The organism is Bifidobacterium simiiventris (assembly GCF_019331715.1).
Taxonomy (GTDB): Bacteria; Actinomycetota; Actinomycetes; order Actinomycetales; family Bifidobacteriaceae; genus Bifidobacterium; species Bifidobacterium simiiventris.
Genome location: NZ_JAHBBG010000002.1, coordinates 202,038 through 227,059 on the forward strand (window position 1 = coordinate 202,038; position 25,022 = coordinate 227,059).

General features: G+C 63.5%; 18 protein-coding genes. 11 read left to right on the top strand and 7 right to left on the bottom strand.

The window, feature by feature from the left end:
• Nucleotides 1-39: 39 nt before the first annotated feature.
• Nucleotides 40-936 carry a LysR family transcriptional regulator gene (locus KIH76_RS03305; protein ID WP_214374669.1) on the bottom strand — a complete coding sequence of 299 codons (897 nt, stop codon included), beginning with the start codon at nucleotides 934-936 and terminating at the stop codon, nucleotides 40-42.
• Nucleotides 937-1,089: 153 nt separating this feature from the next.
• On the opposite strand from KIH76_RS03305, the gene KIH76_RS03310 reads away from it, so the two are divergent.
• Nucleotides 1,090-2,460 carry an MFS transporter gene (locus KIH76_RS03310; protein WP_236036794.1) on the top strand — a complete coding sequence of 457 codons (1,371 nt, stop codon included), beginning with the start codon at nucleotides 1,090-1,092 and terminating at the stop codon, nucleotides 2,458-2,460.
• Nucleotides 2,461-2,628: 168 nt separating this feature from the next.
• Here the strand turns inward: KIH76_RS03310 and KIH76_RS03315 are convergent, their stop codons facing one another.
• The gene (locus KIH76_RS03315; protein ID WP_214374667.1) at nucleotides 2,629-3,603 is read right to left on the bottom strand and encodes a DUF5692 family protein; all 975 of its coding nucleotides are present in this window, start codon (nucleotides 3,601-3,603) and stop codon (nucleotides 2,629-2,631) included.
• Nucleotides 3,604-4,271: 668 nt separating this feature from the next.
• Here KIH76_RS03315 and KIH76_RS03320 point away from each other — a divergent pair.
• Complete coding sequence (locus KIH76_RS03320; RefSeq protein ID WP_236036814.1) at nucleotides 4,272-5,546, top strand: MFS transporter; 1,275 nt, start codon at nucleotides 4,272-4,274, stop codon at nucleotides 5,544-5,546.
• A 113-nt stretch (nucleotides 5,547-5,659) separates the two neighbouring features.
• Here KIH76_RS03320 and KIH76_RS03325 read toward each other — a convergent pair whose 3' ends face one another.
• Complete coding sequence (locus KIH76_RS03325; protein WP_214374665.1) at nucleotides 5,660-6,181, bottom strand: NAD(P)H-dependent oxidoreductase; 522 nt, start codon at nucleotides 6,179-6,181, stop codon at nucleotides 5,660-5,662.
• 432 nt (nucleotides 6,182-6,613) lie between these two features.
• On the opposite strand from KIH76_RS03325, the gene KIH76_RS03330 reads away from it, so the two are divergent.
• The 5 genes from KIH76_RS03330 (at nucleotide 6,614) to KIH76_RS03350 (ending at nucleotide 12,081) form a co-directional block, all read left to right on the top strand.
• Nucleotides 6,614-8,224 (top strand): type 2 periplasmic-binding domain-containing protein, encoded by a 1,611-nt coding sequence (locus KIH76_RS03330; protein ID WP_214374664.1) that lies wholly within the window; start codon nucleotides 6,614-6,616, stop codon nucleotides 8,222-8,224.
• A gap of 228 nt (nucleotides 8,225-8,452) precedes the next feature.
• Entirely contained in the window at nucleotides 8,453-9,373 is a 921-nt protein-coding gene (locus KIH76_RS03335; RefSeq protein WP_236036815.1) for an ABC transporter permease, read from the top strand.
• 19 nt (nucleotides 9,374-9,392) lie between these two features.
• Nucleotides 9,393-10,343 (top strand): carbohydrate ABC transporter permease, encoded by a 951-nt coding sequence (locus KIH76_RS03340; protein WP_214374662.1) that lies wholly within the window; start codon nucleotides 9,393-9,395, stop codon nucleotides 10,341-10,343.
• Nucleotides 10,344-10,523: 180 nt separating this feature from the next.
• Nucleotides 10,524-11,576 (top strand): LacI family DNA-binding transcriptional regulator, encoded by a 1,053-nt coding sequence (locus tag KIH76_RS03345; protein ID WP_214374661.1) that lies wholly within the window; start codon nucleotides 10,524-10,526, stop codon nucleotides 11,574-11,576.
• A gap of 106 nt (nucleotides 11,577-11,682) precedes the next feature.
• Nucleotides 11,683-12,081, top strand: a complete 399-nt coding sequence (locus tag KIH76_RS03350; RefSeq protein WP_214374660.1) for a cupin domain-containing protein — start codon at nucleotides 11,683-11,685, stop codon at nucleotides 12,079-12,081.
• 220 nt (nucleotides 12,082-12,301) lie between these two features.
• Here the strand turns inward: KIH76_RS03350 and KIH76_RS03355 are convergent, their stop codons facing one another.
• A complete protein-coding gene (locus KIH76_RS03355) occupies nucleotides 12,302-13,090 on the bottom strand; it encodes an NADPH-dependent F420 reductase (protein WP_214374678.1) in 789 nt (262 codons plus the stop codon).
• A gap of 136 nt (nucleotides 13,091-13,226) precedes the next feature.
• Here KIH76_RS03355 and KIH76_RS03360 point away from each other — a divergent pair, with 136 nt between their 5' ends.
• Together KIH76_RS03360 and KIH76_RS03365 are read left to right on the top strand one after the other, a co-directional pair.
• Nucleotides 13,227-13,751: a PadR family transcriptional regulator gene (locus tag KIH76_RS03360; RefSeq protein WP_236036795.1), complete on the top strand. Its 525-nt coding sequence runs from the start codon at nucleotides 13,227-13,229 to the stop codon at nucleotides 13,749-13,751.
• Nucleotides 13,752-13,828: 77 nt separating this feature from the next.
• A complete protein-coding gene (locus tag KIH76_RS03365; RefSeq protein ID WP_214374659.1) occupies nucleotides 13,829-15,331 on the top strand; it encodes an MFS transporter in 1,503 nt (500 codons plus the stop codon).
• Nucleotides 15,332-15,334: 3 nt separating this feature from the next.
• On the opposite strand, the gene KIH76_RS03370 is transcribed toward KIH76_RS03365, so the two are convergent.
• Entirely contained in the window at nucleotides 15,335-16,804 is a 1,470-nt protein-coding gene (locus KIH76_RS03370) for a DHA2 family efflux MFS transporter permease subunit (RefSeq protein ID WP_219069328.1), read from the bottom strand.
• A gap of 316 nt (nucleotides 16,805-17,120) precedes the next feature.
• Here KIH76_RS03370 and KIH76_RS03375 point away from each other — a divergent pair, with 316 nt between their 5' ends.
• The gene (locus tag KIH76_RS03375; RefSeq protein ID WP_219069329.1) at nucleotides 17,121-18,215 is read left to right on the top strand and encodes an aldose 1-epimerase family protein; all 1,095 of its coding nucleotides are present in this window, start codon (nucleotides 17,121-17,123) and stop codon (nucleotides 18,213-18,215) included.
• 213 nt (nucleotides 18,216-18,428) lie between these two features.
• Here KIH76_RS03375 and KIH76_RS03380 read toward each other — a convergent pair whose 3' ends face one another.
• Nucleotides 18,429-22,589 carry a DUF3418 domain-containing protein gene (locus KIH76_RS03380; protein ID WP_219069331.1) on the bottom strand — a complete coding sequence of 1,387 codons (4,161 nt, stop codon included), beginning with the start codon at nucleotides 22,587-22,589 and terminating at the stop codon, nucleotides 18,429-18,431.
• A 67-nt stretch (nucleotides 22,590-22,656) separates the two neighbouring features.
• The gene (locus tag KIH76_RS03385; RefSeq protein ID WP_214374655.1) at nucleotides 22,657-23,313 is read right to left on the bottom strand and encodes a class I SAM-dependent methyltransferase; all 657 of its coding nucleotides are present in this window, start codon (nucleotides 23,311-23,313) and stop codon (nucleotides 22,657-22,659) included.
• A 162-nt stretch (nucleotides 23,314-23,475) separates the two neighbouring features.
• Between KIH76_RS03385 and hflX the strand changes: the two genes are divergently transcribed.
• Entirely contained in the window at nucleotides 23,476-24,945 is a 1,470-nt protein-coding gene (gene hflX / locus KIH76_RS03390) for a GTPase HflX (protein WP_219069442.1), read from the top strand.
• Nucleotides 24,946-25,022 lie beyond the last annotated feature (77 nt).

Sequence of the window (25,022 nt, forward strand, 5' to 3'; positions counted from 1 at the left end):
TGGAATCAGTCGTGTTGTGGAAGCATATGCTCAGCTGCGTCAGCGATCCGCGAACCGCTGGTTGAGTGCGGCGATGCGCTCGACGAACGCGGCGACTTGCGGGGCGGGGGAGAGCGGGGAGAGCAGACCGTACTGCATACCCACCGGCTCCGGCCAGTCGACGGGGACGTTGACGAGCTGCGGGTGCACGCCGGCCCACATCGGCTTGGAAATGAGCAGGTCGCCGGACTCGGCGCAGTCGTTGAACAGGTCGAGGTCGTAATGGTCGATGTTGACCAACGTGATGTCCGGGTTGCGTTCGAACAGGTCGCGGGCGATGTCGTCGGTGCCGTTGCCGCGCGGCAGGATGCGGACATGCTCGCCGCTTAGATCGTCGATGATCAGTCTCGCGCGTCTCGCGAGCGGATGATTGCGCGGCACGGCCAGACACAGCGGTTCATATGACAGCACCTGCGTGTTGCAGATGCCGTTCCAATGATCCGGCACGAATGCGGTGGCGATCACGTCGATGTCCTCGCCAAGCCGCGCGATGATATCGTCGATCGGCGTGCTGCCGTCCGGCATCGATATGAGTTCCAAACGGATGTCGGTTTGGCCGGCACGCTGCCACAGATCGAGGATGCGGCGGGCGGGGCGCAGGATGGAGATGCCCAGACGCACGGGCGCCGCATGTTGGTGCATACGTTGGCGGGTTCTGCGGATGATCTCGTTCGATTCGCTCACGAGCGAACGCGCGCCGTCGATGAATTCCGCGCCGGCTTGGGTCGGGGCGACGCCGGTGCGGGATCGCTCGAAGATCGTCAGACCATACTCCTGCTCGAACGTGGTGACCTGCTTGGCGACGGCCGGCGTGGACAGGTGCAGCCGGCGCGCGGCTTGGGCGAAACTGCCGGCGTCCGCCGCGGCGATGATCGCGTCGAGTCTGCGGTCGTACATGGACGGCTCCCTGCATGTATGTAAACCTATGGTTTATATATCGTAAACCATAATCATTTATAAACCTATCTATTGTAACGTTTCTACGGAATATCATAGTCATCGCAACAACGTATGGATAACGAATATATAGATAGTACAGATAGGATACGCATGGGTCGTATGTCATTCCCGTCCCCATCCTCGGGCGTCACGACAGCCGCGACGGCCGCCACCATCGCCGCGGCCGTCGCATCGTTCCTCGCCGGCATGGACGTGCTCATCGTCAACGTCGCGCTGCCCACCATCGCAGCCGATCTTGGCGGCGACATGGCCGTCCAGCAGTGGGTCGTGGACGGCTACACGCTGCTGTTCGCCGCGCTGCTCCTGCTCGCCGGAAGCCTCGCCGACCGGTTCGGCGCGAAACGCGTGTTCGCGATCGGCGCGGCGCTGTTCGGTCTCGCGTCCCTGTTCTGCTCGTTCGCATGGTCGATGGCGGCGCTCGTCGCCGGCCGCTGTGTGCTCGGCGTCGCCTCGGCGCTGATCCTGCCGGCGTCCATGTCGCTGATCAACGAGGCGAACCCCGACCCGCGACGTCGCGCATGGGCGCTCGCCCTGTGGGGTGCGGGCGGCGCGTCGGCCTCCGCGGTGGGGCCTTTGCTCGGCGGGCTGCTCACGCCGATCCACTGGAGTCTCGTGTTTGCGATCAACGTGCCGTTCTGCCTGTTCATCCTCGCCCTCGTGCCGCGCATCGCGCCGTCCCCGCGCCGTCCCATCCGCTTCGATTGGCTCGGCCAGACGCTTTCGCTCGTTGGTCTGGGCACGCTCGTGGCCGGCATCATCGAAGTCGGCGCTATCGGCTTTGCGGCTCCCGCGACGCTCGTCCTGCTGAGCGTCGGACTGCTTGCGCTCGGCCTGTTCGTCGTCTCACAGGCCAAGGTCGCATCCCCGATGATGCCGCTCGGCCTGTTTCGCATCCGCGGCATGCAGGTCGCGTTGCAGATCGGCTTCATCATGATCTTCAACTGGTACGGCATGGTCTTCATCTGCACCATGTTCCTGCAGAACGAACGGCACATGGGCGCGTTCGCGGCCGGACTCGTGTTCGTGCCGTCCGCGTTCGTCACGATCGTCGGCAACCTGATCGGCGGGCGCATCATCACCGCGCGCGGCGCGCGATTCTCGATCACGCTGGGATTGGCGATCATGATCGCCGGCTTCCTGTTCGAATTCCTGACCCCCGCGCCGATCCCCGTGTGGGTCATCGCGGTGGGCCTGAGCGTCGTCGGCTTCGGCGCGGCCATCACCACGCCCGCCGCGGCCGGCGTCGTCCTGCATTCCGTCAACCCCGCGCAGGCCGGCATCGCGTCCGCCATGTTCAACACGTTCCGTCAAGTCGGCGGCGCGATCGGCGTGGCCGTGTTCGGCGTCATCGCCACGTTCCTGCCCTCGCTCGACACGGCCCTGCGCTCCGTGTTCCTCGCATCCGCCTTGCTGCTCGTCTACGTGCTCGTCTTCGAGCTGACCCGCTGGCGCGGGCGCTGACCGGTTCGGACGCAACCGAGTCCACGTTCCGTCAATCGTGCGCGATCGTGGTTGTCTCCGGATATGAGACAGGCCGCAGCCGAATCGCATGACGAATCATGGATCCGGCCACGGCCTGTACCCGCGGCCGACGGTCAGGTCGGACCGTCGAGGGAAGCCCAGACGAGCCTACTCGGCGCGGGCGATGGCCTGCTCGTAGTCGCGGGTGCCCTTGAACACTTCCTGGATCCACGGGTTCACGCCCTGCTTCTTCGCGCGGATCAGAATGTAGCCGAGCGCGAGTACGTTCGCCACGAGCGCGACCAACGACACCGCAAGGTTCACGTTCGCGTTGTTCACCGACTGCGTGGAGAACACGGAATAATCCTGGAACATCGGGAACACCTGCGCGAACATGCACCAGATCGCCAGCGTGTTCGCGCGGTTCTGAATCCAGCCGCCCTTGTTCCAGAAGAAGTTCGCCACGGTCGGCGCGAGCAGCAGCGCGAGGCCGCAGTACCACGAGTGCGTGGGCAGGCAGTTGTACGTGTAGCAGAAGTTCCACAGGTCGTAGGCGACGATGAACACCCATGTCATGTCGGGCCAGAGCATGTCGTCCTTCTTCTTGGACACGTAGATGCCGAACCAGCCGGTCATGCACGCGATGTTAATCAGGCCCGCCACGCCGTTGAACACGTTATGCCAGCCGCCCATGAGCGTCACGCCTTCGGTGGACACCCATGTGGTTCCCCACGCGCGGAACGCGGATTCGAAATCGGAGACGACCGCGATGAGGATGTTGATCGCGACGATCACGAACGGGAAGCACTTGAACCAGTCGGATTTGCCGATCGCGCCCCAACGGTACTTGAGCGCCATAAAGCCGATACAGCCGGCGGTGGCCGCGTACAGTTTCGCATAGTGGAACCAGCTGGTCATGTGCACGTAGGTCGGGTTGTTGAGCGCCCAGTGTGCGCCGGCCGCGGCCGCCACGTAGATCGCGACGAAATAGACGGTCAGGATCGCGGGGACGACGAGAAACGCGACGATGCCGCCGATCTTGGTGCGTCGGGCGAGTTCGTTCGCGCCGATCAGACAGCAGAACACGAGTATCCAGCCGAGCCACTGCCACACGGCGTTGTCGCCGTAGACCTGAAACAGCATGATGGTCCTTTCTTCATTCTTCCTGATATGTGCCGCGCCGGTTCCTGCGTTGGAGGCCGGCGCGAGCTGACGTTGCGCAATGTTGACGTTGCGTCAATGTCCGGTGTCGTATGCAGTCTATCGCGAGTTTTGACAATGCGTCAATTTTGGCCGGGTGTGTTGCGATGTCCATGAACCGCGACGGCGGGAATCTTGCGTTGCATCGATGCGGGCTGGTCATTGGGAAGAGACGGCGATGATGGACGATCGGATGGATGATCGATGGGGGCGTGTGTTCGTTGATCGTGGTCTTGTCGGCTTGCGTTGATAGTGTGCGGAGCCATGTGTTCTTTGTGTTGCATGATGATGGGCGACTGCCCGCAGACCGGCGGTTTGCCCGGAAGAATCTAACGGGTCAGCGGAGCCAAGCCCGAAGCCGGGTATGGCCGAATCCGCTAGATCTCGTGATCTTCGATCCCATCATTCGCATCATATTCGCTGACATCCGTCGTCGTGCGCTGACCATGCCGATCCTGTGTGAAGACACATATTCGCATCGTCGCGCAACTGGCGGCAATGTCTGAGTTGGAAAGCAAGAACACCTTACTCATATGTCTCAATCCGTATCCCAAAACTCACAAGCCATATCGACGTTCGAGGCTGAAGCCGACCCGCGCGAAGACGGCTGGATGCCGCGCGTCGCGCTGCTGCTCACCGGTCAGGCGTTCTCCCTGCTGGGTTCCAGCATCGTACAGTACGCTCTGTGGTGGTGGATCGCGCTGGAATGGAAATCCGGCTGGTCCATGCTGTTCGCCACTGTGTTCGGCGTACTGCCGCAGGGTGTCGTCTCGATCTTCGGCGGCTCGATGGCAGACCGGTACCGCCGCAAGCCGCTCATCATGCTGCCCGACCTCATCATCGCGGCCGTCACCATCGTCCTGTCGTTCGCGTTCGCGCACGGCTGGGCCGGACTGCCGCTGCTGTTCGTCGTGCTGCTCATCCGTTCGTCCGGCGGTGGCGTACAGACGCCGGCCGTCCAGTCGTTCATCCCCGACATCACGCCGACCGGCAAACTGCTGCGCGTCAACTCGGTCTTCGGCATGATCAACTCGGCCAACATGATCGTCGCGCCGGCCGTCGCGGCCGTGCTCATCAACGTCATGCCGCTGTGGTCGATCCTGCTGATCGACGTGACGACCGCGGTGATCGGCGTCGGATTCGTCGCGATGATCCGCGTGCCACAAAAGTCCGCCGTGACCGACGGCGATACCTCGCAGTCCGTCGACGACACCGACTCCGATGCGGCAGACCTCCATCCGATCGTCGCCGGCATCCGCCGTACGATGGCCGATCTCAAGGCCGGATTCGCCTACACGATGCGCCACAACCACCTGAAGGGCGTGGTGCTCGGCGACGGCATGACCTGCCTCATGTCCGTCGCGCCGCTCAACCTCACGTTGCTGCTCATGACCCGCGAATACGAGGGCATCGACCTGAACCTCGGCGTCGTGAACCTGACCACCGCATCCGACAAGCTCGCCGCCAACGAGCTGAGCCTAAGCATCGGCATGCTGCTCGGCGGCGTGTTCATGTCGACGATCGGCGTGAAGATCATCCGCAACAACATGCACGTGATCGCGCTCGGCATCGCCGCGGTCGGCGTCACGGTCGTGGGGCTGGGGCTTGCGCCCGGGCTGCTCAGCTACCTCATCATCAACGCGCTGTGCGGCGTCGCGTCGGCCGTCTGCGTCGGACCGATGCGCACCGTCATCCAATCCGAGGCCGACGAGTCGATGGTCGGGCGCGTGTTCGGCCTCGACACCACGCTCGCCACGTTCGGCATGCCGGCGGGCATGCTCGTCTTCGCGCCGCTCGCCGACGTTATCCCGATCATGTGGGTGTTCGTCGCCGGCGGTCTGCTGACGTTGCCGGTCGCGTGGTATGTGTGGCGGCTGTCGAAATGAGCCGCGATTGACGGTGGCCGATGCCGCCGAACAACGAATATGGCCGGTTTCCGGAGATCTCGCAATGGAGAGTCCCGGAAACCGGCCATATTCGTTACCGGAAGGATGCCGACTTACTTGGCCAGCAGTTCCTTATAGTTCTTCGCCGCCTCGGCCAGCGCCTCATCGGTGATGCCGAACGCGCCGAACGTTACGAACGGCTTGACCCACGTCGCGCCGATGTAGTTCGAGGTGCCCTGGAACGGGACCAGCACCTGGTCGATCACGAACTTGTTCGCGCCGTCCGGCTGGTAGTTCGCCTCCGGCGAGCCGGTGGAGACAGCCACCTGGAACTCCTTGCCCTCGAACGCGTGGCCCTCGGAGCCGTACGCCCAGCCGTGCTGCAGCACCTCGTCCTCCCAGGTCTTGAGCAGCGCGGGGGAGGAGAACCACCACAGCGGGAACTGGAACACGATGCGATCGGCGGCCTCGATGGCGGCCTGCTCGGCGGCCACGTCGATCTTGCCATCCGGGTACAGCGCGTACTCGTCGCGAACGGTCACGTTGTCAAGCTCGGCGGCCGCATCGATCAGCGCCTTGTTGACGTGGGACTGGGTGTTGAGTCCGGGGTGGAATACGAGCACCAAAGTCTTCATGATGTTCTCCTTGTATGTATGGTTGCATTCGTGTCGTTTCGTGATATCCCGGTTCGGAATATCACGAAACGAGCTATGTGATATCTGTATTACTTTCGCAGATGACACGCCTCTTGGCGAGCCGGCTACGTTCTGGGCGAACACGGCGGCTCGCCGACGACGCTGTGGCGGGAGATCGATGATTGCGCGCAGGAGCGCGAGACCTGTGTGGTGATTCCCATGGCGTGCATGGCGTCAGATACCAAGCTCCATAACGGTTTCCATGCCATGACTCTTCTGCGTCGAAGCGGTTCGACACGCCGAACGGCAATCGATTGCCGGCAATCGATTGCCGTGATATATTTTCTGCTATCCGAGGACGGCAAAGCTGAAGGTCATCGACAATGAAGTGGTTGAGTCCTCCGGCGGAAGAGAATCAATGTAAGGAGACTTATGGAACGCCGTAGTTTGCGCATCCGTAGGATCATGGCGTCCGCAATGGCCGCGGTCGTGCTGTGCGTGCCGCTGGCGGGATGCGGCAACAGCAAGCCCACCGTCGATGCGGACGGCAGGCCGATCGTCACCATCCGTGTGCGTCGCAACGTCACCGACAATCCGATGAAGGACACCGAATATTCCAAGCAGTTGGAGGAGGCCTGCGGCTGCACCATCGACTGGGAGGAGATCGCCGACAGTTCATGGGGCCAGCAGAAGGCGCCGAAGATGGTCGCCAACGATTTTCCGGACATCGGCCTGACCCTGTACGATCCCACCGACGTGAGCCGGTATCCGAACCAGTTCGAGGACATCGGAGCGCATCTCGATGAGCTGCCGAACGTCCAAGCGTTCTTCGAGGCGCATCCGGTGGCCCGCAAGATGGCCGAGAACAGCGACGGACAGATCAAGCTCCTGCCGTCCGATCGAGGCAAGGGCTACCGCGTCTCCGCCACGCACATGTTCATCAACAAGCAATGGCTCGACAAGCTCGGGCTGAAGATGCCGACCACATGGGACGAACTCAATACCGTGCTCGAAGCGTTCAAGACCAAGGACCCCAACGGCAACGGAAAGGCCGATGAGATCCCGATGAACATCCGAAGCCTCGGCTTCGGCCTCTGGAGTCCGCTGGTGCTGCTCAACTCGTCCGGCGTCGTCACCAACTTCATGGGGTCGAGCGCGTCCTCGCAAGGCTACTACGTGCAGGACGGCAAGGTGAAAAGCTACTACACGTCCGAGGAACTCAAGGACGTTATCTCCTTCCTGCACGGACTCGTGGCCGAAGGACTGATCCCGAAGGACACGTTCACCCGCGACGACTCGCAGTACGTCGCGCAGACGGTCAATGACGGCAAGACCGCGCTGACCGGCGTCACGTTCGGATGGTCCGCATACAGCGAATACGGCAACAGTCTGGCGGACCAGTACGTAAGTGTTCCACCACTCAAGAAGACGGCATCCACGCCCGAATCGGACGTGAAATGGGATTATTCGCAGGATGCTACTGAATTCGCCTACAGCCTGTCCGTCAGCCCGAAGGCCGCGAACAAGCAGGCCGTCTACAAGATCGTCAACGCGATGTACGGCGAGAAACTGTCGGTCGAAGGCTACTTCGGTTCCATTCCGACCACGCTGTCCGACGACGGCGATCACACGTACACCATCGACCGTGAGAAGGCGTACGCCGAATACCCCGACACGCGAGCCATCGCATTGCAGGACCGATTCGCCGGATGGGTGCCGGACGACGCGACCATCGTCAACGACGACAACGCCGATCAGGTGACCGAAGCCAACAAGGCCGTCGAGGATGCGTTGGACCGCGTCGACCCGACCGGCGACGTAATCCCGATCTACGTACGCCCCAGCAGCGACGACCTCGACACCCTGTCGGACAACAACACGTCCATCGGCAACTACGCCAACAACCAGCTGGCGAAGTGGGTGCAGCGCGGCGGCATCGACAAGGAATGGAACACGTACCTCAAGAACATCGCCGAACCCACGCTCGGTCTCGAGGAGAACATCGCGATCTGGCAGAAGTACTACGACCAGGCCGTCAAATAGCCGCGACGGTGGCCAACCGGCCTCCGCCATCAATCAACACTTGCGCCGGTTTTCCCCTTTTCCCGGCGCAGCCATTGCGGGTCCGTCGGCCGTGACCGCCGATCCGGCCGATAGACCCCACCTTCCTCGTATGCGACGGCTTTGCTGATGGCCGTCACTATCCATGATTTCATCACCATCGAAAGCATCATCATGTCAACCAACACAGTCTCGGCCGCCGGCCTGCCCATGCAGGAACCGACGCGCAAATCAAATCCTTTCGCCCTCATCGCCGACCACTTCCGCCGGTACTGGGAACTGTGGCTGCTCACTCTGCCCGCCCTCGTGTTCGTGGGGCTGTTCGCCTACGTGCCGATGTGGGGAATCCAACTCGCCTTCCGCGAGTTCGACCCCGACAAGGGACTGACCGGCGGCGATTTCGTCGGATTCAGATACTTCAACAAGTTCTTCCGCTCGCCGCTGTTCGGCGAGATCATGACGAACACGGTCCGCATCAGCCTGTGGACGCTGGTCATGGGCTTCATCTTCCCTATCATCCTCGCCCTGCTCATCAACCAGATCCACTCGCAGAAGATCAAGGGCTTCGTACAGACCATCACGTACATGCCGCACTTCATCTCGATCGTGGTCATCGTCTCCATGCTCAACATCTTCCTCGCGCCGAACACCGGCATCATCGGCCAGTTCTTCGGCGACGAAAGCCTTATGGGCAGCACGGGCGCGATCACCGCCGTCTACTGGATCTCCGAGGTCTGGCAGCACTGCGGCTGGAACGCGATCATCTACCTCGCCGCGCTGAGCTCCGTGGACACATCCCTGTACGAGGCCGCCAAACTCGACGGCGCCGGCCGTCTGCAGCTCATACGCTACGTCGACTTCCCGGCGATCCTGCCGACCTGCGGCGTGCTGCTCATCCTCAACATGGGCTCCGTGCTCAACGTCGGCTTCGACAAGATCTTCCTCATGCAGAACACGCTGAACCTGCCGGCCACCGAGGTGATTTCCACCTACGTGTACAAGATCGGCATGATCAACTTCCAGTTCTCCTACTCCACGGCCATCGGCCTGTTCAACACCGTCGTCAACTTCGTCTTCCTGGTCGCGGCCAACGCGATCTCGAAGCGAGTGTCCAACGCGAGCATCTTCTAAGACGAGAAGGAGCATCATCATGAGCGCATCAATCGCCACGACCGTGGCCCAGGCCCCCAAGCCCAACGGCAACGACATCCCATGGAACACAAAGCAGCGCGAACGGCGCACAGTCGGAGACTGGATCACCCTTGGCGTTATCGACGGCCTGATCCTGCTCGTCGTGCTGATCGTGCTGTACCCGCTGTGGTTCGTCGTCATATCCTCGTTCTCCGACCCGAACAGCGTCGCCTCCGGCCAGACGCGACTGTTGCCCTCCGGTATCACGTTCGCCGGCTATGCGAAGATCTTCGCCAACGCGCAGATCTGGCGCGGCTACTGGAACACCATCGTCTACTCGGTACTCGGCACCGCGGTCAATATGGCGGTGACCATCCCGTGCGCATTCGCCCTGTCCCGCCCCGAATTCAAACCGCGCCGCGTCATCCTGTTCCTGTTCACCGTCACCATGTTCTTCGCCGGCGGCCTCGTGCCAAACTACCTGCTGTTCCAGCAGCTCGGCATCATCGACACGATGTGGGTGTTCATCCTGCCCGGCGCGGTGAGCGTATACAACGTGATCGTCGCCCGCTCGTTCTTCGAGTCGTCCATTCCCGAGGAGCTGCATGATGCGGCGCAGATCGACGGACTCGGCTATCTCGGCTACTTCTTCAAGGTCGTGCTGCCATTGAGCCCTGCCATCCTCGCCGTGATCGGACTGTACTATTTCGTCGGCCACTGGAACGACTTCATGACCGGCCTGATCTACATCTCCGACCAGAACAAACAGCCGTTGCAGGTCGTGCTCCAGCAGATCCTGCTCGTCTCGCAATCCGTCGCCTCGAACCTCAACGCCGCCGCGCAGCAGCAGCTCGCCGACCAGATCAAGTTCGGCGTGATCATCGTCGCCACGATCCCGTTGCTCGTGCTGTACCCCTGCCTGCAGAAGTACTTCAACAAGGGCGTGATGCTCGGCGCGGTCAAGGGCTGAGCCGAGTCGGAAGACAAAACATGAGCCGGAGCGAGGAACGCGTGATCGCGCGAGCAGCTCCGGCTTCCGCCGTCCCCATATGACGCCGGCGCTTGGCGCATAACATGGCGGACAGCGAACGGAACGGGGCACGTTACTATGAACGGTGCTACATCGACATCGACGCAACGGGGAATGCATATGGTCACGATGAAGGATATTGCGCTCAAGACCGGGGTCTCCACGGCGACGGTCTCCCGCGTGCTCAACGGCAAGGACCAGGGACGTATCAAACTCGAAATCGCCCATGCGATACGCGAGCAGGCCGAGTCAATGGGATACATGATCAATCCCATCGCGCGCGGACTGCGCACCAACCGCAGCCACATGCTCGGACTGATCGGCGACGACGTCGCCACCACGCCATACGCCGGACGCATCATCCTCGGGGCGCAGGACGCCGCCCGCACGTTCGGATACTTGCTGACAGTCGTCAACACTGGCAACGATGCGGAACTCGAACGTGAACAGATCAGCATGCTGCGTCGCTATGGCGTCGACGGATTCCTCTACGCGGCCATGTACGACCGGGTGATGACGCTGCCGGACTCACTCGACGGCTGCCCCACGGTCATGGTGGACGCCGAAGACAAGACCGGTCGGTGTCCGTCCATAGCACCGGACGAGCAGGGGATAGGTGAGGACGCGACGACGCGACTGTTGTCCGCCGGATGCCGTCGCATCGCGTACTATGGTTCGCCGACGACGATCATCGCGCAGCCGAGGCGACTCGCCGGGTATTACGCGGCGTTGGAGCGTGCTGGCATCGTGCGTGATGAACGGCTGGTATTCGACCCAGACGAGAAGGTTGATGCCGACGCGCAGGCCGAAGCGTTGCTGGACACGGGCGCAGACGGCGTGTTCTGCTTCAACGACGTGCGTACGCGGTTCATTTACGAGGCGGCCGTGCGGCGCGGTCTGCGTGTCGGCCGGGACCTGTCGGTGGTCAGCGTGGACAATTTCGAGTTGCTGTCCGTGTTCTTCGAGCCCCGACTGACATCCATCGAACTGCCGCATTATGAGATGGGGTATTGGGGCGCGTGCAAGCTGATCTCGATGATCGAGGGACGCGATCTGCCCGGCGCGCTTGACGCGGTGACGACCTGCGCCGTGCTGCCTGATCTATCCGTGGATCAGGGGCGGATCAGGTGCGCGTTGGTGGAGAAAGGCTCGGTGGCGACGGAGCAAGATTGACTTCGAGCGCTCGAAGTTTCTAACGTCGGTGATGAGACTGCGGTCATGACGATGCTGTTGACATGACCGCGGCGCGGAACAAGAACAAGAGTCACAAGGAGGCATCATGGACAATCCGAGCGCATTCCCGCTTGGCGAGCCGAACGACGCGTACGCGCAGTATTTTGAAGGCCAGAGCTATCTCGCGCCGCTTGCGGCGGACGGTCAGGTGTCGGTGGCAAACGTCACGTTCGAGCCGGGCTGCACGAACCACTGGCACATCCACCACGGCGTGTGCCAGATCCTGCTCGCCGTGGGCGGGCGCGGCTACTACCAGATCGAGGGCCAGGAGCCGGTCGAACTGAAGCCCGGCGACGTGGCCTACATTCCGCCGGAGACGAAGCACTGGCACGGCGCGGCGCCGACCGAGTCGTTCGCGCACGTGGCCATCATGCCCAAGGCCGAGGGCGCGTCGAACGAGTGGCTCGAGCCGGTGGATGAGGACGCCTACCGCGCCTTGGCGTAAAACTCTCTCGGTGTCCTCGGCATCCCAAGGCCGTAGGTCAGCATGATCAAACCGATTCTGTTGACCTACGGTCTTTTTTCGCGTCTCGAAACGACCGTAAGTCAACAAGAGGGCGGCAATCCTGTTGACTTACGGTCGCCGGGAAAGGGGAAGGCGACCGTAAGTCAATGGAGGCAGCGCGAAGATGCTGACTTACGGCCGTCTTCGATTGATCGGTTGCCTACTTGACGACCTTGAAGCCGCCGGTCCAGGGGGTCTGCTCGGTCACGCCGAGGATGATCTGCAGCGCGCCGTAGCCCTCGAGGTACTGCGCGCGCTTGAGGGCGCCGGCGTCCACGGTCTTGAGGCCGGCGGCCTCGATGAACGCGGCGACGGACTTCTTCGCCGTCTCGTCGTCGGAGGCGAGTTGGACGACGGTGGGCGCGCCGTCGTTTTCGCCGGTGGCCAGGGTGGCGGCGAACGTGGTGTTGAAGCCCTTGACGACCTTGCTGTTCGGCAGTTTGGCGGCCACGTATTCGGCGGCGGACTGGTGGCCGGCGGGCAGGGCGAGGTCGAAGGTGGTGAAGTCGATCGGGTTGGCCACGTCGACCACGGTCTTGCCGGCCAGCTGGTCGGCGTAGACGGCGAGCACCTCGTCGTAGGCCGGGAACGGCAGAGCGAGCACGACGATGTCGCCGGAGACCGTGGCCTCGCCGAACTTCGCGCCGGTGACACCTTCGGCCGCGGCGGCGGCCTTGTCCGGGTTGCGGTCGATGACCTGCACGCTCGCGCCGGACTTGACGGCCAGCCCTGCGACCGCGGAGCCGATGTTGCCTGCGCCGAAGATGGTGATGGTGCTCATGATGGTGTTCCTTTCGGTGGCGCCGCGCGTCGTGCGCTGTGCTGCTGGGCGTCTCGCGGCGGCTGTGGTGGTTTGTCTGGTTCGGTTATGGGCCGTGCGACCGTTGCGGTGGAGGTTTCGTCGTCCGCTGCGTTCGCGCTGATGCCAGTATGCACCTCGGAAAGAGATATTTCAAACTGAGATATATCGAAAAGATTTATAGATGACGCAAGATCGGCATGATTCCGCCGTTGATGTAAGGCGTGACGATGTTCGTCGTCGGCGTGTCGTTTCGAGATATCTCGGACTGAGATATCATGAACGTATGATGAACACGATAGAACTCATGACCCTGGGCTTCCTGAGCGAGGGGCCGCTGTGCGGATACCGTCTGCGCAAGAAGATGGAGCAGCTGCAGGGCTACATGCAGGCCGTCTCCGACGGCACGCTGCACTCGGTGACGAACAAATTCGTCAAGGCCGGCTACATCGGCGAGACCTTCACCGTCGTCAACGGCCGCCGTCTGCGCGAATTCCACTTGGAGCCCGCCGGCCGCGAGAGGCTGGTCGAGGAGCTGAGGAACACGAGCGGCTACAACCTCACCAACATCACCAAATGGGCCGTCGTCCTCTCGTTCCTGTCCGTCATCCCCGACGAGACGGACCGCCGCGCCGTACTGCAACGCCGTCTCGACTCGCTCGGCTGCGACGTGCGCCGACTGTACAGCGACGGCGAAGGGCCGATCGACAACGACAAGGTCGCCGACAAATACCGTCGCGCCGTCCTCATGATCCACGACGCCGAAATCGATGCCGAACGCCAATGGCTCAAGCGCGAACTCGGCGAGTGAGTTTCACGTAACATTCGCCGGTACTATGGCACATTGTTTGATATACAACAATTGATGCCGTAACGGAGGATGAATCCATGAACGAACGCGATACCAGCAGAGGCGAGGGCGCGCGGACCACGCCGCCGTCCGCCCAGGCCGCAACGGCCCAAGCCGCCAGCGCCAAACGACCTGTGCCGACCGCCATCGTCGTGTGCGTGGTCGCGCTCGCGATCCTTACGTTCCTCGGCATCCTGTCGGAGACGTCGCTCAACATCGCCTACTCCACGCTGATGCAGGAGTTCGCGGTCGACGCATCCACCGTGCAATGGCTCACCACCGGTTACCTGCTGCTGTTGTCGGTCGCGATCCCCAGCTCGCCGTTCATGGTACGCCGGTTCGCGACGAAAACCCTGTTCATCGCGGCGGTCGCGATCTTCACCGCCGGCACGCTGATCGGCGCGTTCGCCGTGAGTTTCCCGATGCTGCTCGCCGCACGTCTCGTCATGGCGCTCGGCACCGGCATCTCGCTGCCGCTCATCACCAACATCATCCTCGAGAAGGCGCCGCTCGAACAGCGTGGTTCGATGCTCGGCATCGTCAGCCTCGTCACCTGCGCCGCGCCGGCCATCGGCCCGGTGTTCGGCGGCATGGTCATGGAATGGCTCGACTGGCATTGGATCTTCTACACGATGCTGCCGTTCCTCGCCGTCGCGTTCCTGCTCGGCATGGCCACTGTGCCGGAGATCCGCCACTCCGGAGACGGAGAACCGGCAACGATCAGCGTGCCGTCGCTGCTGCTGGTTGCGGCCGGACTCGCCGGACTGATCGTTGCGGTGAGCTTCTTCGCGAGCTGGAACGGCGACTGGCGGTTCTGGCTGACCCTGGCCGCGAGCATCGCGATCCTGGCCGTGTTCGTGATCGCGCAGCTGCGCATGCCGCGGCCGTTGGTCGAGGTGCGCGTGTTCGCCTATCCCGGGTTTTCGCTCGGCATGCTGATCCTGCTCATGGCGTCCGGCGGCGTGCTCGGGCTGAACTTCATGCTGCCGATCCTGCTGCAGCGCGGCTTCGGACTGGGCAGTCTGCCCGCGGCACTGACGCTGCTGCCGGGCGCGGTGGTCGGCGCGATCGCGGCGCCGCTGATCGGCGGTGCGCTGAAAAGCCACTTCCCGCCGAAGTTCATCATGACCGGGTTTGTGGTCGTGACCGTGATGGATGCGGTGTTCATCGTCGCGTCCAACAGTGTGGTTGCGGTGGCCATCGCCTACGCGGTGTTCATGGCGTTCTCCGGATTCGTGCTCGTGCCCGACCAGACCCATGCGTTGAACCAGCTGCCCGCACGGCTCAACGCCGACGGCTCGGCCGTGATGAACACCATCCAGCAGCTCGCCGGCGCGATCGGCACGGCCGTGGCCAGCGCGCTGCTGTCCGAATTCTCCGCCGCGGCGGCCCGGAATGGTGCGGGCGAGGCCGCATCCTACGTGCGGGGATTCTCGTCGAGCATGTGGGTGATCGCCGGCATGGCCGTGGTCGGCATCGTGTTCGCCGCGCTCATGTTCCGCTTCTCGACGCGTCGTGCGCCCGAACTGGTCGAAGCGTAGCGATCACCGCCGTCCGTCGCGCACGAACAGCGACAATGCGAATGCGACGAGAGACACGACGGTCGAGACGACGAACACCGCATCCACGCCGTGCGCAAGTCCCGCCGCAGCCGAACCGACGACCGATGCAGGCCGCGTATTCGTCGTCATGACCGTGAAACAGATCGCGATGCCGATCGCCGCGCACGTCTGCCGCAGCGTGTTGTTCATCGCCGTGCCGTGCGGAATGAGCGGCCCGGCCAGCTGGTTGAGCGCGGTCGTCGTCAGCGGCATCAGACAGAATGCGACGCCAGCCATCATCAACGTGAAGAACACGGCCGGATACCATGCCGGCGTGCCCGCATCCATCCGCGACAATGCGAACGACGCCGCAGCGACGATACCAATCGCCGGGGGAGCGATGCGACGGATGCCGACCCGGTCGAACAGACGGCCGGCGACCGGATTGAACACGCCCTCGGCGATGCCGCCGCCCGCCAGCAGCAGACCGGACTGCAGCGCGGTCATCCCTAGCACGTTCTGAATGAACATCGGCAGGATGTTCATCGTCGAGATGAACGTGACGAACACCAGCACGATCACGATCATCGGCAACGTGAACATCGGCCGCGCGAACACGCGGAAGTTAAGCAGCGGGCGTGGCAGACGCAGCTGTCGGATGACGAACGCGACCAGTGACACCGCGCCGACTGCCAGCGAGATGAGCGTGTCAAGAGAGGTCCAGCCGGACTGGCCGGCCAGCGAGAACCCGAGCAGCAGACTGCCGAACCCGAGCGTCGACAGCGCGACCGACGGCACATCGATCGTCGGATCGGTCTGTGGCGTGACGTTGCGCACCGTCGGGATCGCGGCGGCGAGCACGCCCACGGCAATCACCACGAGCGGCACGAACAGGAAACGCCACGGCAGCAGGTCGATGATCAGGCCGGACAGGGTCGGGCCGATCGCCGGCGCGAACGCGATGACCATGCCGAACCAGCCCATTGCCGTGCCGCGCTTGCTCGGCGGGAACGTGAGGAACAGCACGGTCTGCAGCAGCGGCATAAGGATGCCCGCGCCCGTGGCCTGCAAGACGCGGCCGGCCAGCAGCACCCAGAAGCCGGGCGCGCACAGGCACACGAGCGTGCCGAACAGAAACATGCCGATCGCGTAGAAGAACAGCTGGCGCGTCGTGAACCGTTGGATGAGGAACGCGGTGACCGGGATCATGATGCCGTTGGTGAGCATGAACCCGGTGCTTAGCCATTGTGCGGTGTTGCTGGTGACGCCGAAGTCGAGCATGAGATGCGGCAGGGCGCTCGTCATGAGCGTCTGGTTGAGGATGGCGGTGAACGAGCCGATCATCATGATGACGATCGGCAGGATCGGGTGATCGGATGACGGTTGCGTGTCGGTTGGTCTCGAGGTCGCCGGTTGCGTGGTTGACGGTGCGTCCGGCTGCGATACGCGATGCGACATGCTCGAATCAGACATGGTTGTTCCTTTCAGCTGCGATGCGATGGTGGTTTCCCAGCTGATTTCGGTCAACGTCACGATGAGTCGAACGCCGCCGTCCATCGAAGATCGATGACGATATCGTTCGCATGACGCCGTAGCCCCTGCCGGTCGATGTCATGGTCAGTCTACTGCGGAAGAGGACATCGGTCGCCGGTTCAGTTGTCCGGTCGGCTCAGGAAGGCCTGCGATAAATTGCGGCACGCGCGCGGAAAGCGCTTGCCAAAGACGTGTGATCGGGTACAGTGTGGGGAGGAAACGCCACGGCGCAACGCCGCTACAAGGAGGTATGCATATGCTCGTCAATCACAACAACCCGACCCGTGCCGACATGCTCGCCCATATGGGCAGCATCCAGCAGGCCGCCTATACGCGTCCGATCGAATATCAGGAGGGTCGCTCGCACGGACTGCGCGGCATCGAGGTCAAGAACGGTCCGCTGCGCTTCATGTCGATGGCCGACCGCGCGCTCGACATCGCGCAGATCGAATACCGCGGCGAGAACCTCACGTTCCTGTCCAAGCCGGGTTTGAACGGCCGCAACCAATTCGACACCAACGGCGCCGAGGCTCAGCGTTCGATCATGGGCGGCCTGTTCTTCACGTGCGGGTTCGAGAACATCTGCGCGCCGTACGTGACTCCCGCAGACTCCAAGTACCCGGCCGGCAGCTATCCGATGCACGGGCGCATCCGCACCACGCCGGCTGAGCACGTCTCTTCCGACGCGTATTGGGACGAGAACGACCGGTATGTGCTCGAGGTGTCGGGCGAGATGCGCGAGGCCGAACTGTTCGGAGAGAACATGGTGCTGCGCCGGCGCATCACGAGCGTGTATGGCACGTCCACGATCACGGTCGAGGACGAGGTGACCAACGAAAGCTTCCGCGCCGAGCCGCTCATGTGGATGTACCACTGCAATTTCGGCTGGCCGTTGCTGGCGGAGGGCGCCGAGGTCGTGATCCCGAGCCGCAAGGCCACGCCGCGCGACGAGACGACCGCCGCCGACACGACCCCGTGGAACGAGATCGGCGCGCCGGTCGCGAACAAGCCGGAAAGCGTGTATCTGCACGATCTGGTCGCGGATGCGAACGGTCGCAGTTTCGCCGCCGTCGTCAACCGCACGCTCGGCTTGGGTGTGGTGATCGAATTCGACGCGGCCGACTTCCCGTACTTCATGGAATGGAAGTCAATGGGTTCTGGCGACTACGTGGTCGGCCTCGAGCCGTCGAACTCGAGCGTGCACGGCCGCGGCTGGCACGAGCAGCGCGGCGACCTGCACACGATCGCACCGCAGGCCACCGAACGCAAGACCGTCACGTTCACCGTCATTGAAGGCGACACTGCGATCGACCAGCTCATCGCCCGCCGCGACGCGCTCATCAACGCCTGAACCACCATCCCGGGCCGCTCGCAGCGACGGTAATGTCCGTATGTTCGCGCGATCGCGACAGGGATGCGAACATACGGACATATGGGATCGCTGTGTTCCTCCGTATGTTCGCGTCGCCATGCCAGTCGTGTGAACATACGGAGGATAACGGTCACGTCGAGGTACCGTCCGCGTGAGCGGACGGTTACGGCGGTTACTGTGCCAGCGCTTTGGTTACTGTGCCAGCGCCTTTTTGATGCGATTGATGCTGATCGGTTTGGCCGTGCCGAGTTCCTGCGCCCACAGGGACACGTAGAACTCCTCGAGCATCCAACGGGCCGTCTGTGCCTGTTTGGCGAGCGCCTCGTGTTTCGGACCGGCCGGCTCCGCCTTGGCACGGGCCTGGGCCTTGTCAACCAGCTGCTTGGCCTCGTCGGCCTCCCACGCCCAGCGCACGTCACGGTTCTTGTCGGTTTTCGCCTTCGCCAGCCGCATCATGTCGGCCTGCAGGTAGCGGGGGATGTTCGCCAGCGCATCCGGGGGAGCGGCGCCGATGAATCCGGGGAACACCAGCGTGGCGATATGCTCGCGCACCGATTGCAGCACCGAGAGCATCGGCAGGTCGGCCTTGCCGCTCGTCGCCTTGTCGACTTCCGCGTAGCGTTTGAGGATCGTGATCACGTCGTGCGCCACCGCATACACGGTGTCCTCGAACACTTCCGTGACGCCCAGCACCGCGTCGGCCAGCGCGTCGTCGTCCGGCAGCGAGTCGACCTTCGGCAGCAGCCGTTTGACCGCGGCCAGTTGCAGATCCTCCACCAGATCCTTGGTGGTCTTGTACGGCGCGGACGCCAGCATGAGCGCCTCCGCGCCCAGCCAACGCGACGAAATACGTTCGGACGGCAGCCGCAGCGCGTCCAATGCGCCGCGCCACAGCATGTCGGCGCGCGACTCGGTCGTGGCCCCCGCCTTGTGCAGCAGATTCGCCTGTTCGACCAGCTTGCCTTGGTCGGCCGCGCGATCGGCCTGCTTCTTGACCATCTGCCGTGCCGACGCCTCAGCCTGCGCCGCGAACCTGCGCTGCAGCTCGACCAGCGACTTGCCGGTGCCGAGTACTTTGACCGGGCCTCGCGCGCCACGCCGGCCTCGCGCGTTCTTCGGCGCCGGCAACTGCTGTTCGACCGCGAACGTCATGCGCAGGTACGGGTTGAGCTTTTCCCACAGTTCGCCGGTGAGCACTTCCGGGTGAATCTGCGCGCCGATCGTCTCGATCGCCGCCCTCGTGAACACATGCGGCAGATCGGGCCAACGTGCCGCGTCCGTTCCGCCGACGGTCGTATCCGCACTATCCATGCCGGGAAGACTGGCCGGCGGCAGATTCGGCTTGTTGCGCCCGCCGGAACCCGGCAGATCGGCGACATGCTCGTCGATCCACGCCCGAATCTTGCGGGCATTGTCCGGTGCTGGCACGAACTGCACGCGCAGCGACTTCGGCAATGCCTTGATCATCCCCACGATCAGTTCGTCCAGCAATCCGGGAACATTCCACGTGAACTGTTCCGGCGTCAGCCTCGACAATGCCTTGAGCGGCACGTGCACGGTCACGCCGTCGGCCGGATCATGCGTATCGTACACATAGCTCAACCGCAGATCGATCGGTTGGCCGTCCGTGCCGAGCGTATGCCAATGATCGGGATAGTCGGCCAGGCTCACCGATTCCGCGGACGCCAGGCGCTCCACCTTGTCCGGATCGAAGTCCAGCAGATGCGGATGCTCGGCATGCTCGCGCTTCCACCATTTCGCCAGATCTGCCACGCACGTCACGTCGTTCGGGATCACCGACTGGTAGAAGTCGAACAGGTCCTCGTCGCTGACCGTCTGCGCGACCTGACGCGTACGGCTCGCATCGTCGGCCGCCTCGTCGAGAATGTCGCGGTTGCGGCCCACGAACTCGTCGTAGCTGAACCGCTGCTGGATATCGCCTTCCACCAGACCCTGCCGGATCAGGAAATCACGCGCTTCGGGCGGATTGATGCGTCCCCATTGCACGGTGCGGTCCTGCACGATCGGCAGACCGTACAACAGCACCTTCGCGCTCGCCACCGCCGAGCCGCGCGAGCCGGACCAGTGCGGCTCCGCGTACGTGGTGCGCGTAAGCTGGCCGGCCAGCGGCTCAGCCCACGCCGGGTCGATCGCCGCCGAATAGCGCGCCCACAGCCTGCTCGTCTCCACCAGCTCCGTGCTCATCACCCACGCGGGCGTGCTCTTGGCCACGCTCGAGGCCGGGAACAGGGCGAAATGCGTGCCGCGCGCACCCTGATAGTCGTTCTTCGCCATCTTCTGCGCGCGCTTGATCGCCTTCGCGCGAGCCGCGCCCTTGAGCCCGGTGAAGTCGGACGCCTTCGGCTCGCGGATGATCTGCATGCCCATCATCGACAGCAGACCGGCAAGCATCGACGTGTGGATGCCGCGGTCGTCCCACGAGCAGCGCAACGAGCCGGCCGCCTGCTGGTTGATCGGCAACTGGCGGATCTCCAGGCTCGGCCGCGACGCCGGCTGCGGGGAGCCGACCGTGAACTTGAGCTCACGGCACATGTCGGTGAGCTGGTTCACCAGATCCTTCCACTGGCGCACGCGCAGCCAGCTGAAATACTCGGTCTTGCAGATGCGACGCAGCGCAGAATTGCTCGGTTCGCCGTCCGCCTGGAAGATGCGGTCCCAAATGTTCAGCGCGGTCAGATAGTCGCTCGTCGGGTCGGCATACCGGTTGTGGATGCGATCGGCCTCGTCACGAGCGTCGTCCGGCCGCTCACGCGGGTCCTGCAGGCTCAGGAACGCGACGATCACGAGCACTGCGGCCAACGTGTCCGGCGTGGTCGACTTCGCTGCTTCGATCACCATGCGCCCCAAGCGCACGTCGATCGGGATGCGTGCCAGCTGGCGGCCGACATGCGTGAGCACCACCTCGCCATGTCTGCGGGCCACGGCCTTCAGTTCGGTCAGCTCGTTGAAGCCGTCCGAAACGGCCTTCATGTCCGGCGGGTCGATGAACCCGAAGTTCGTCACGTCCTCGGCCGTGCGCGCCACGCCCACCGACAGCATGTGCAGCACCACTGCGCCCAATGAGGTGCGCAGGATCTCCGGTTCGGTGAACCTGGGTCGCGTCTCGTAATCCTCACGCGAATACAAACGAATCGCGATGCCGTCCGCGATACGGCCGCATCGACCGGAACGTTGGTCGGCGCTCGCCTGACTGATCGGTTCGATCGGCAGCCGCTGGACCTTCGCGGTCTTCGAATAGCGGGAGATACGCGCGGTGCCCGGATCGACCACATAGCGGATGCCCGGCACCGTCAGCGACGTTTCGGCCACGTTCGTGGCGATCACGATGCGCTGGTGCGTATGCGGTTCAAAGACCCGGTGCTGGTCCTTGGCCGACAGACGCGCGAACAGCGGCATGATCTCGATCGCATCCGGACGGCGCATGTCGTCGGCACGCGGGCCGTAATGGCGGCGCAGCGCGTTTTCGAACTCGTGGATGTCGCGCTCGCCGGAAGCGAACACGAGAATGTCGCGCGCACCGCGTTCATGGCTCGAATGGATGACCAGCTCGGCGCAGGCGCGCGCCACGGCCGTCGGCATGTCCATATCGGTATCACGGTCCGTGCCACGGCCGCTACCGCCCCGCTCGGCGGCGCTCGGCGCGGCGGACAGTTCCGCGTACGCCTCTTCTCCGGGCATCGCGCCGGTCTCAAACCCGGGCACGTTGCGCATGAGCGCCGGCGCGGTGCCGAGCGGCTCATACACGATCTGCACGGGGAACGTACGGCCCGACACCTCGATCACCGGAACCTTGTCGTGCAGCGCATGCTCGAAATGTTCCTTGAACTTCACCGAATCGATCGTCGCGGACGTGATCACGAGTTTCAGATCGCGCCGTTGCGGCAACAACGCGGTCAGATAGCCAAGCAGAAAATCGATATTCAGGCTGCGTTCGTGTGCCTCGTCGATGACGATCGTGTCGTACTGATTCAGTTTGGGATCACGTTGGATCTGTGCGAGCAGGATACCGTCGGTCACGACGCGCAAGCGTGTCTTCGGTGAGCTTTCGTCGGTGAACCGCACCTGATAGCCGACCTCGTCACCTAGCCGCACGCCCATCTCTGCGGCGATGCGCTCGGCGACTGTGCGCGCGGCCAGACGACGCGGCTGCGTGTGCACGATCTGCCGGCCATGTGAGCCGCGCCCCAATTCCAGCAGGATCTTCGGCAGCTGCGTGGTCTTGCCGGAACCGGTCTGGCCGGACACGATCACGACCTGACTGTGACGGACGGCCTCGGCGATCTCGTCGCGCGCGGCCGACACCGGCAATTCGGACGGATATTCGAATTTCATCAGTGAACTGTCCCTAACATGCAGTCGGCTCCCCGATGGCGGGGAGCCGCGAATGGAATATGCTTGCCTACTTGTTGCGCACCACTTCGATGACGCGGTACCCCTTGGCGGAATGGTACTTGCCTACCTCGTAATCGTCGCCGAGCGCGCCCGCCAGCCACGGGATCAGCGAGTCGGCGCCAAGGTTCTTCTGCACCACCAGATACGCGGTGCCGCCGGCAGGCTTCAGCCGCGGCAGCCACGTCATGAGCAGTGTGTGCAGCGCCTCCTTGCCGACGCGGATCGGCGGATTCGACCAGATCACGTCGAACCGCACGTCGCTTGGCAGCGGCTCGCAAGCCGTCGCCGTCTGCTCGGGCAGGGGAGCGCCGGACTCGTCCGTCTGCGTCACATGCACGTTCCCGCAGCCGTTGCGCTTCGCGTTCGCCGCGGTCAGCTCGAGCGCACGCGTGTTCACGTCCACTGCCCACACGCTGGCATCCGGGGATGCGAACGCCAACGCCAGCGAGACCGGGCCCCAGCCGCAGCCCAGATCAAGGAACGTGCCGGTCTGCGGAGGTTCCGGCACTTCGCGCAGCAGTACGGACGTGCCCAGATCAAGACGCGATCCGGAAAACACGCCGTTCGACGTCTCGACCGTTGCCTCGTTGCCCTGCAGCGACACCGTCAGCGTACGGCGCACGTCCTCGGACGCGGGCTCGGCGGAAAAATACTGCTCGACCATATATCTCCTTGCACCAGCAAATCACCCATGCGCTGCGGCATGTCTTCCAAAACGATGATAATAAAGACCACCATAGTTCAATCGTGAGTCAAGCAAGAGGTGCCTTTGAGCGAGCAGAGCCAGCAGCAGGCCGTTGACGGCGGCGTCGTGAACCAGCCCATCATGGAAAAAGAACCGGTGCTGACCGGCGTGCTGGCAGACCAGTCCGACGTGCTGCTCGACGAGAACGACCACGGTGCGGGGTTCGGCGAGCGATCCAGCGAGGCCTGGGAGGAGCGAGAGTCTCGCAATCAGCTCAAGCACGTCTCCGGCCTTGGCGAGCTGCAGGACGTCACCGAAGTCGAATACCGCAAGGTGCGTCTCGAACGCGTCGTGCTCGTCGGCGTCTGGTCGTCGGCCGTGACCACCGCCTCCGCTGCCGAGGAATCGTTGCGTGAGTTGGCGGCGCTCGCCGAAACCGCGGGCGCGGTCGTGTGCGACGGCCTGCTGCAGCATCGCTACCGGCCGGACGCGGCCACGTACGTGGGTTCCGGCAAGGCGAAGGAGATCGCCGACATCGTCGCACGCGAGGAGGCCGATACGATCATCGTGGACGATGATCTGCCGCCGAGCCAGCGACGTGCGCTCGAGGACGCGACCAAGGTCAAGGTCGTGGACCGCACCGCTGTGATCCTGGACATCTTCGCCCAGCACGCGACGTCGCGAGAAGGCAAGGCGCAGGTCGAACTGGCCCAGCTCGAATACATGCTGCCGCGACTGCGAGGATGGGGCGGATCGCTGTCGCGCCAGGCCGGCGGTCGTGCGGCCGGCGCGGATGCGGGCATCGGTTCACGTGGCCCGGGCGAGACGAAGATCGAAATGGACCGCCGCGTCATCCGCACGCGCATCGCGCGTCTGCGCAAGCAGATCCGCGAGATGGCGCCTGCCCGCGAGGTCAAACGCGGTTCCCGTCGGCGTTACGGGTTGCCGACCGTCGCCGTGGTCGGCTATACGAACGCCGGTAAATCGTCTCTGACCAATCGGCTCACCGGTTCGGCCGAGCTGGTCGAGAACGCGCTGTTCGCCACGCTGGACACGGCCGTGCGCCGTGCCCGCGCCAAGGACGGCCGGCTCTACGCCTACGTCGACACGGTCGGCTTCGTGCGTCGGCTTCCCACGCAGCTCATCGAGGCGTTCAAATCCACGCTGGAGGAGGTCGCCGAAGCGGATCTGATCGTGCACGTGGTCGATGGTTCCCACCCGGATCCGTTTTCGCAGGTCGACGCGGTCAACGACGTGCTCGCCGATATCGACGGCACCGCGGACATCCCGCGCATTCTCGTGTTCAACAAGGCCGATCGCATCGACCCGGCCGCTCGCGAACGCTTGCACGCGTTGCAGCCGGACGCGTTCATCGTGTCCGCGTACAACGGCGAGGGCATCGATGCGTTGCGCGAGCGTGTCGAGGGCATGCTGCCGATACCGAATGTGCATGTGCGTGCGCTGCTGCCGTATACGTCCGGTTCGTTGCTGTCGCGCATCCGCGAATACGGCCATGTGATCGGCGTCGAATACCGCGACGACGGCATGATGGTCGAGGCCGAGGTGGGCAGTCATCTGGCGGCCCAGGTGATGGAAGCAGCCATCGACTGAGCCGTTCGACGTGCGTGTTGCGGCAGCGGCGGCATTCCGCCGATTCCACGATGTGAGCCGCGATTATGGACATGTGA

Bases quoted from the DNA above. Each gene is read 5' to 3' on its own strand.
- KIH76_RS03305 (WP_214374669.1), bottom strand. From the start codon at position 936: ATGTACGACCGCAGACTCGACGCGATCATCGCCGCGGCGGACGCCGGC.
- KIH76_RS03310 (WP_236036794.1), top strand. From the start codon at position 1,090: ATGGGTCGTATGTCATTCCCGTCCCCATCCTCGGGCGTCACGACAGCC.
- KIH76_RS03315 (WP_214374667.1), bottom strand. From the start codon at position 3,603: ATGCTGTTTCAGGTCTACGGCGACAACGCCGTGTGGCAGTGGCTCGGC.
- KIH76_RS03320 (WP_236036814.1), top strand. From the start codon at position 4,272: ATGCCGCGCGTCGCGCTGCTGCTCACCGGTCAGGCGTTCTCCCTGCTG.
- KIH76_RS03325 (WP_214374665.1), bottom strand. From the start codon at position 6,181: ATGAAGACTTTGGTGCTCGTATTCCACCCCGGACTCAACACCCAGTCC.
- KIH76_RS03330 (WP_214374664.1), top strand. From the start codon at position 6,614: ATGGAACGCCGTAGTTTGCGCATCCGTAGGATCATGGCGTCCGCAATG.
- KIH76_RS03335 (WP_236036815.1), top strand. From the start codon at position 8,453: ATGCAGGAACCGACGCGCAAATCAAATCCTTTCGCCCTCATCGCCGAC.
- KIH76_RS03340 (WP_214374662.1), top strand. From the start codon at position 9,393: ATGAGCGCATCAATCGCCACGACCGTGGCCCAGGCCCCCAAGCCCAAC.
- KIH76_RS03345 (WP_214374661.1), top strand. From the start codon at position 10,524: ATGGTCACGATGAAGGATATTGCGCTCAAGACCGGGGTCTCCACGGCG.
- KIH76_RS03350 (WP_214374660.1), top strand. From the start codon at position 11,683: ATGGACAATCCGAGCGCATTCCCGCTTGGCGAGCCGAACGACGCGTAC.
- KIH76_RS03360 (WP_236036795.1), top strand. From the start codon at position 13,227: ATGATGAACACGATAGAACTCATGACCCTGGGCTTCCTGAGCGAGGGG.
- KIH76_RS03365 (WP_214374659.1), top strand. From the start codon at position 13,829: ATGAACGAACGCGATACCAGCAGAGGCGAGGGCGCGCGGACCACGCCG.
- KIH76_RS03370 (WP_219069328.1), bottom strand. From the start codon at position 16,804: ATGTCTGATTCGAGCATGTCGCATCGCGTATCGCAGCCGGACGCACCG.
- KIH76_RS03375 (WP_219069329.1), top strand. From the start codon at position 17,121: ATGCTCGTCAATCACAACAACCCGACCCGTGCCGACATGCTCGCCCAT.
- KIH76_RS03380 (WP_219069331.1), bottom strand. From the start codon at position 22,589: ATGAAATTCGAATATCCGTCCGAATTGCCGGTGTCGGCCGCGCGCGAC.
- KIH76_RS03385 (WP_214374655.1), bottom strand. From the start codon at position 23,313: ATGGTCGAGCAGTATTTTTCCGCCGAGCCCGCGTCCGAGGACGTGCGC.
- hflX (WP_219069442.1), top strand. From the start codon at position 23,476: ATGGAAAAAGAACCGGTGCTGACCGGCGTGCTGGCAGACCAGTCCGAC.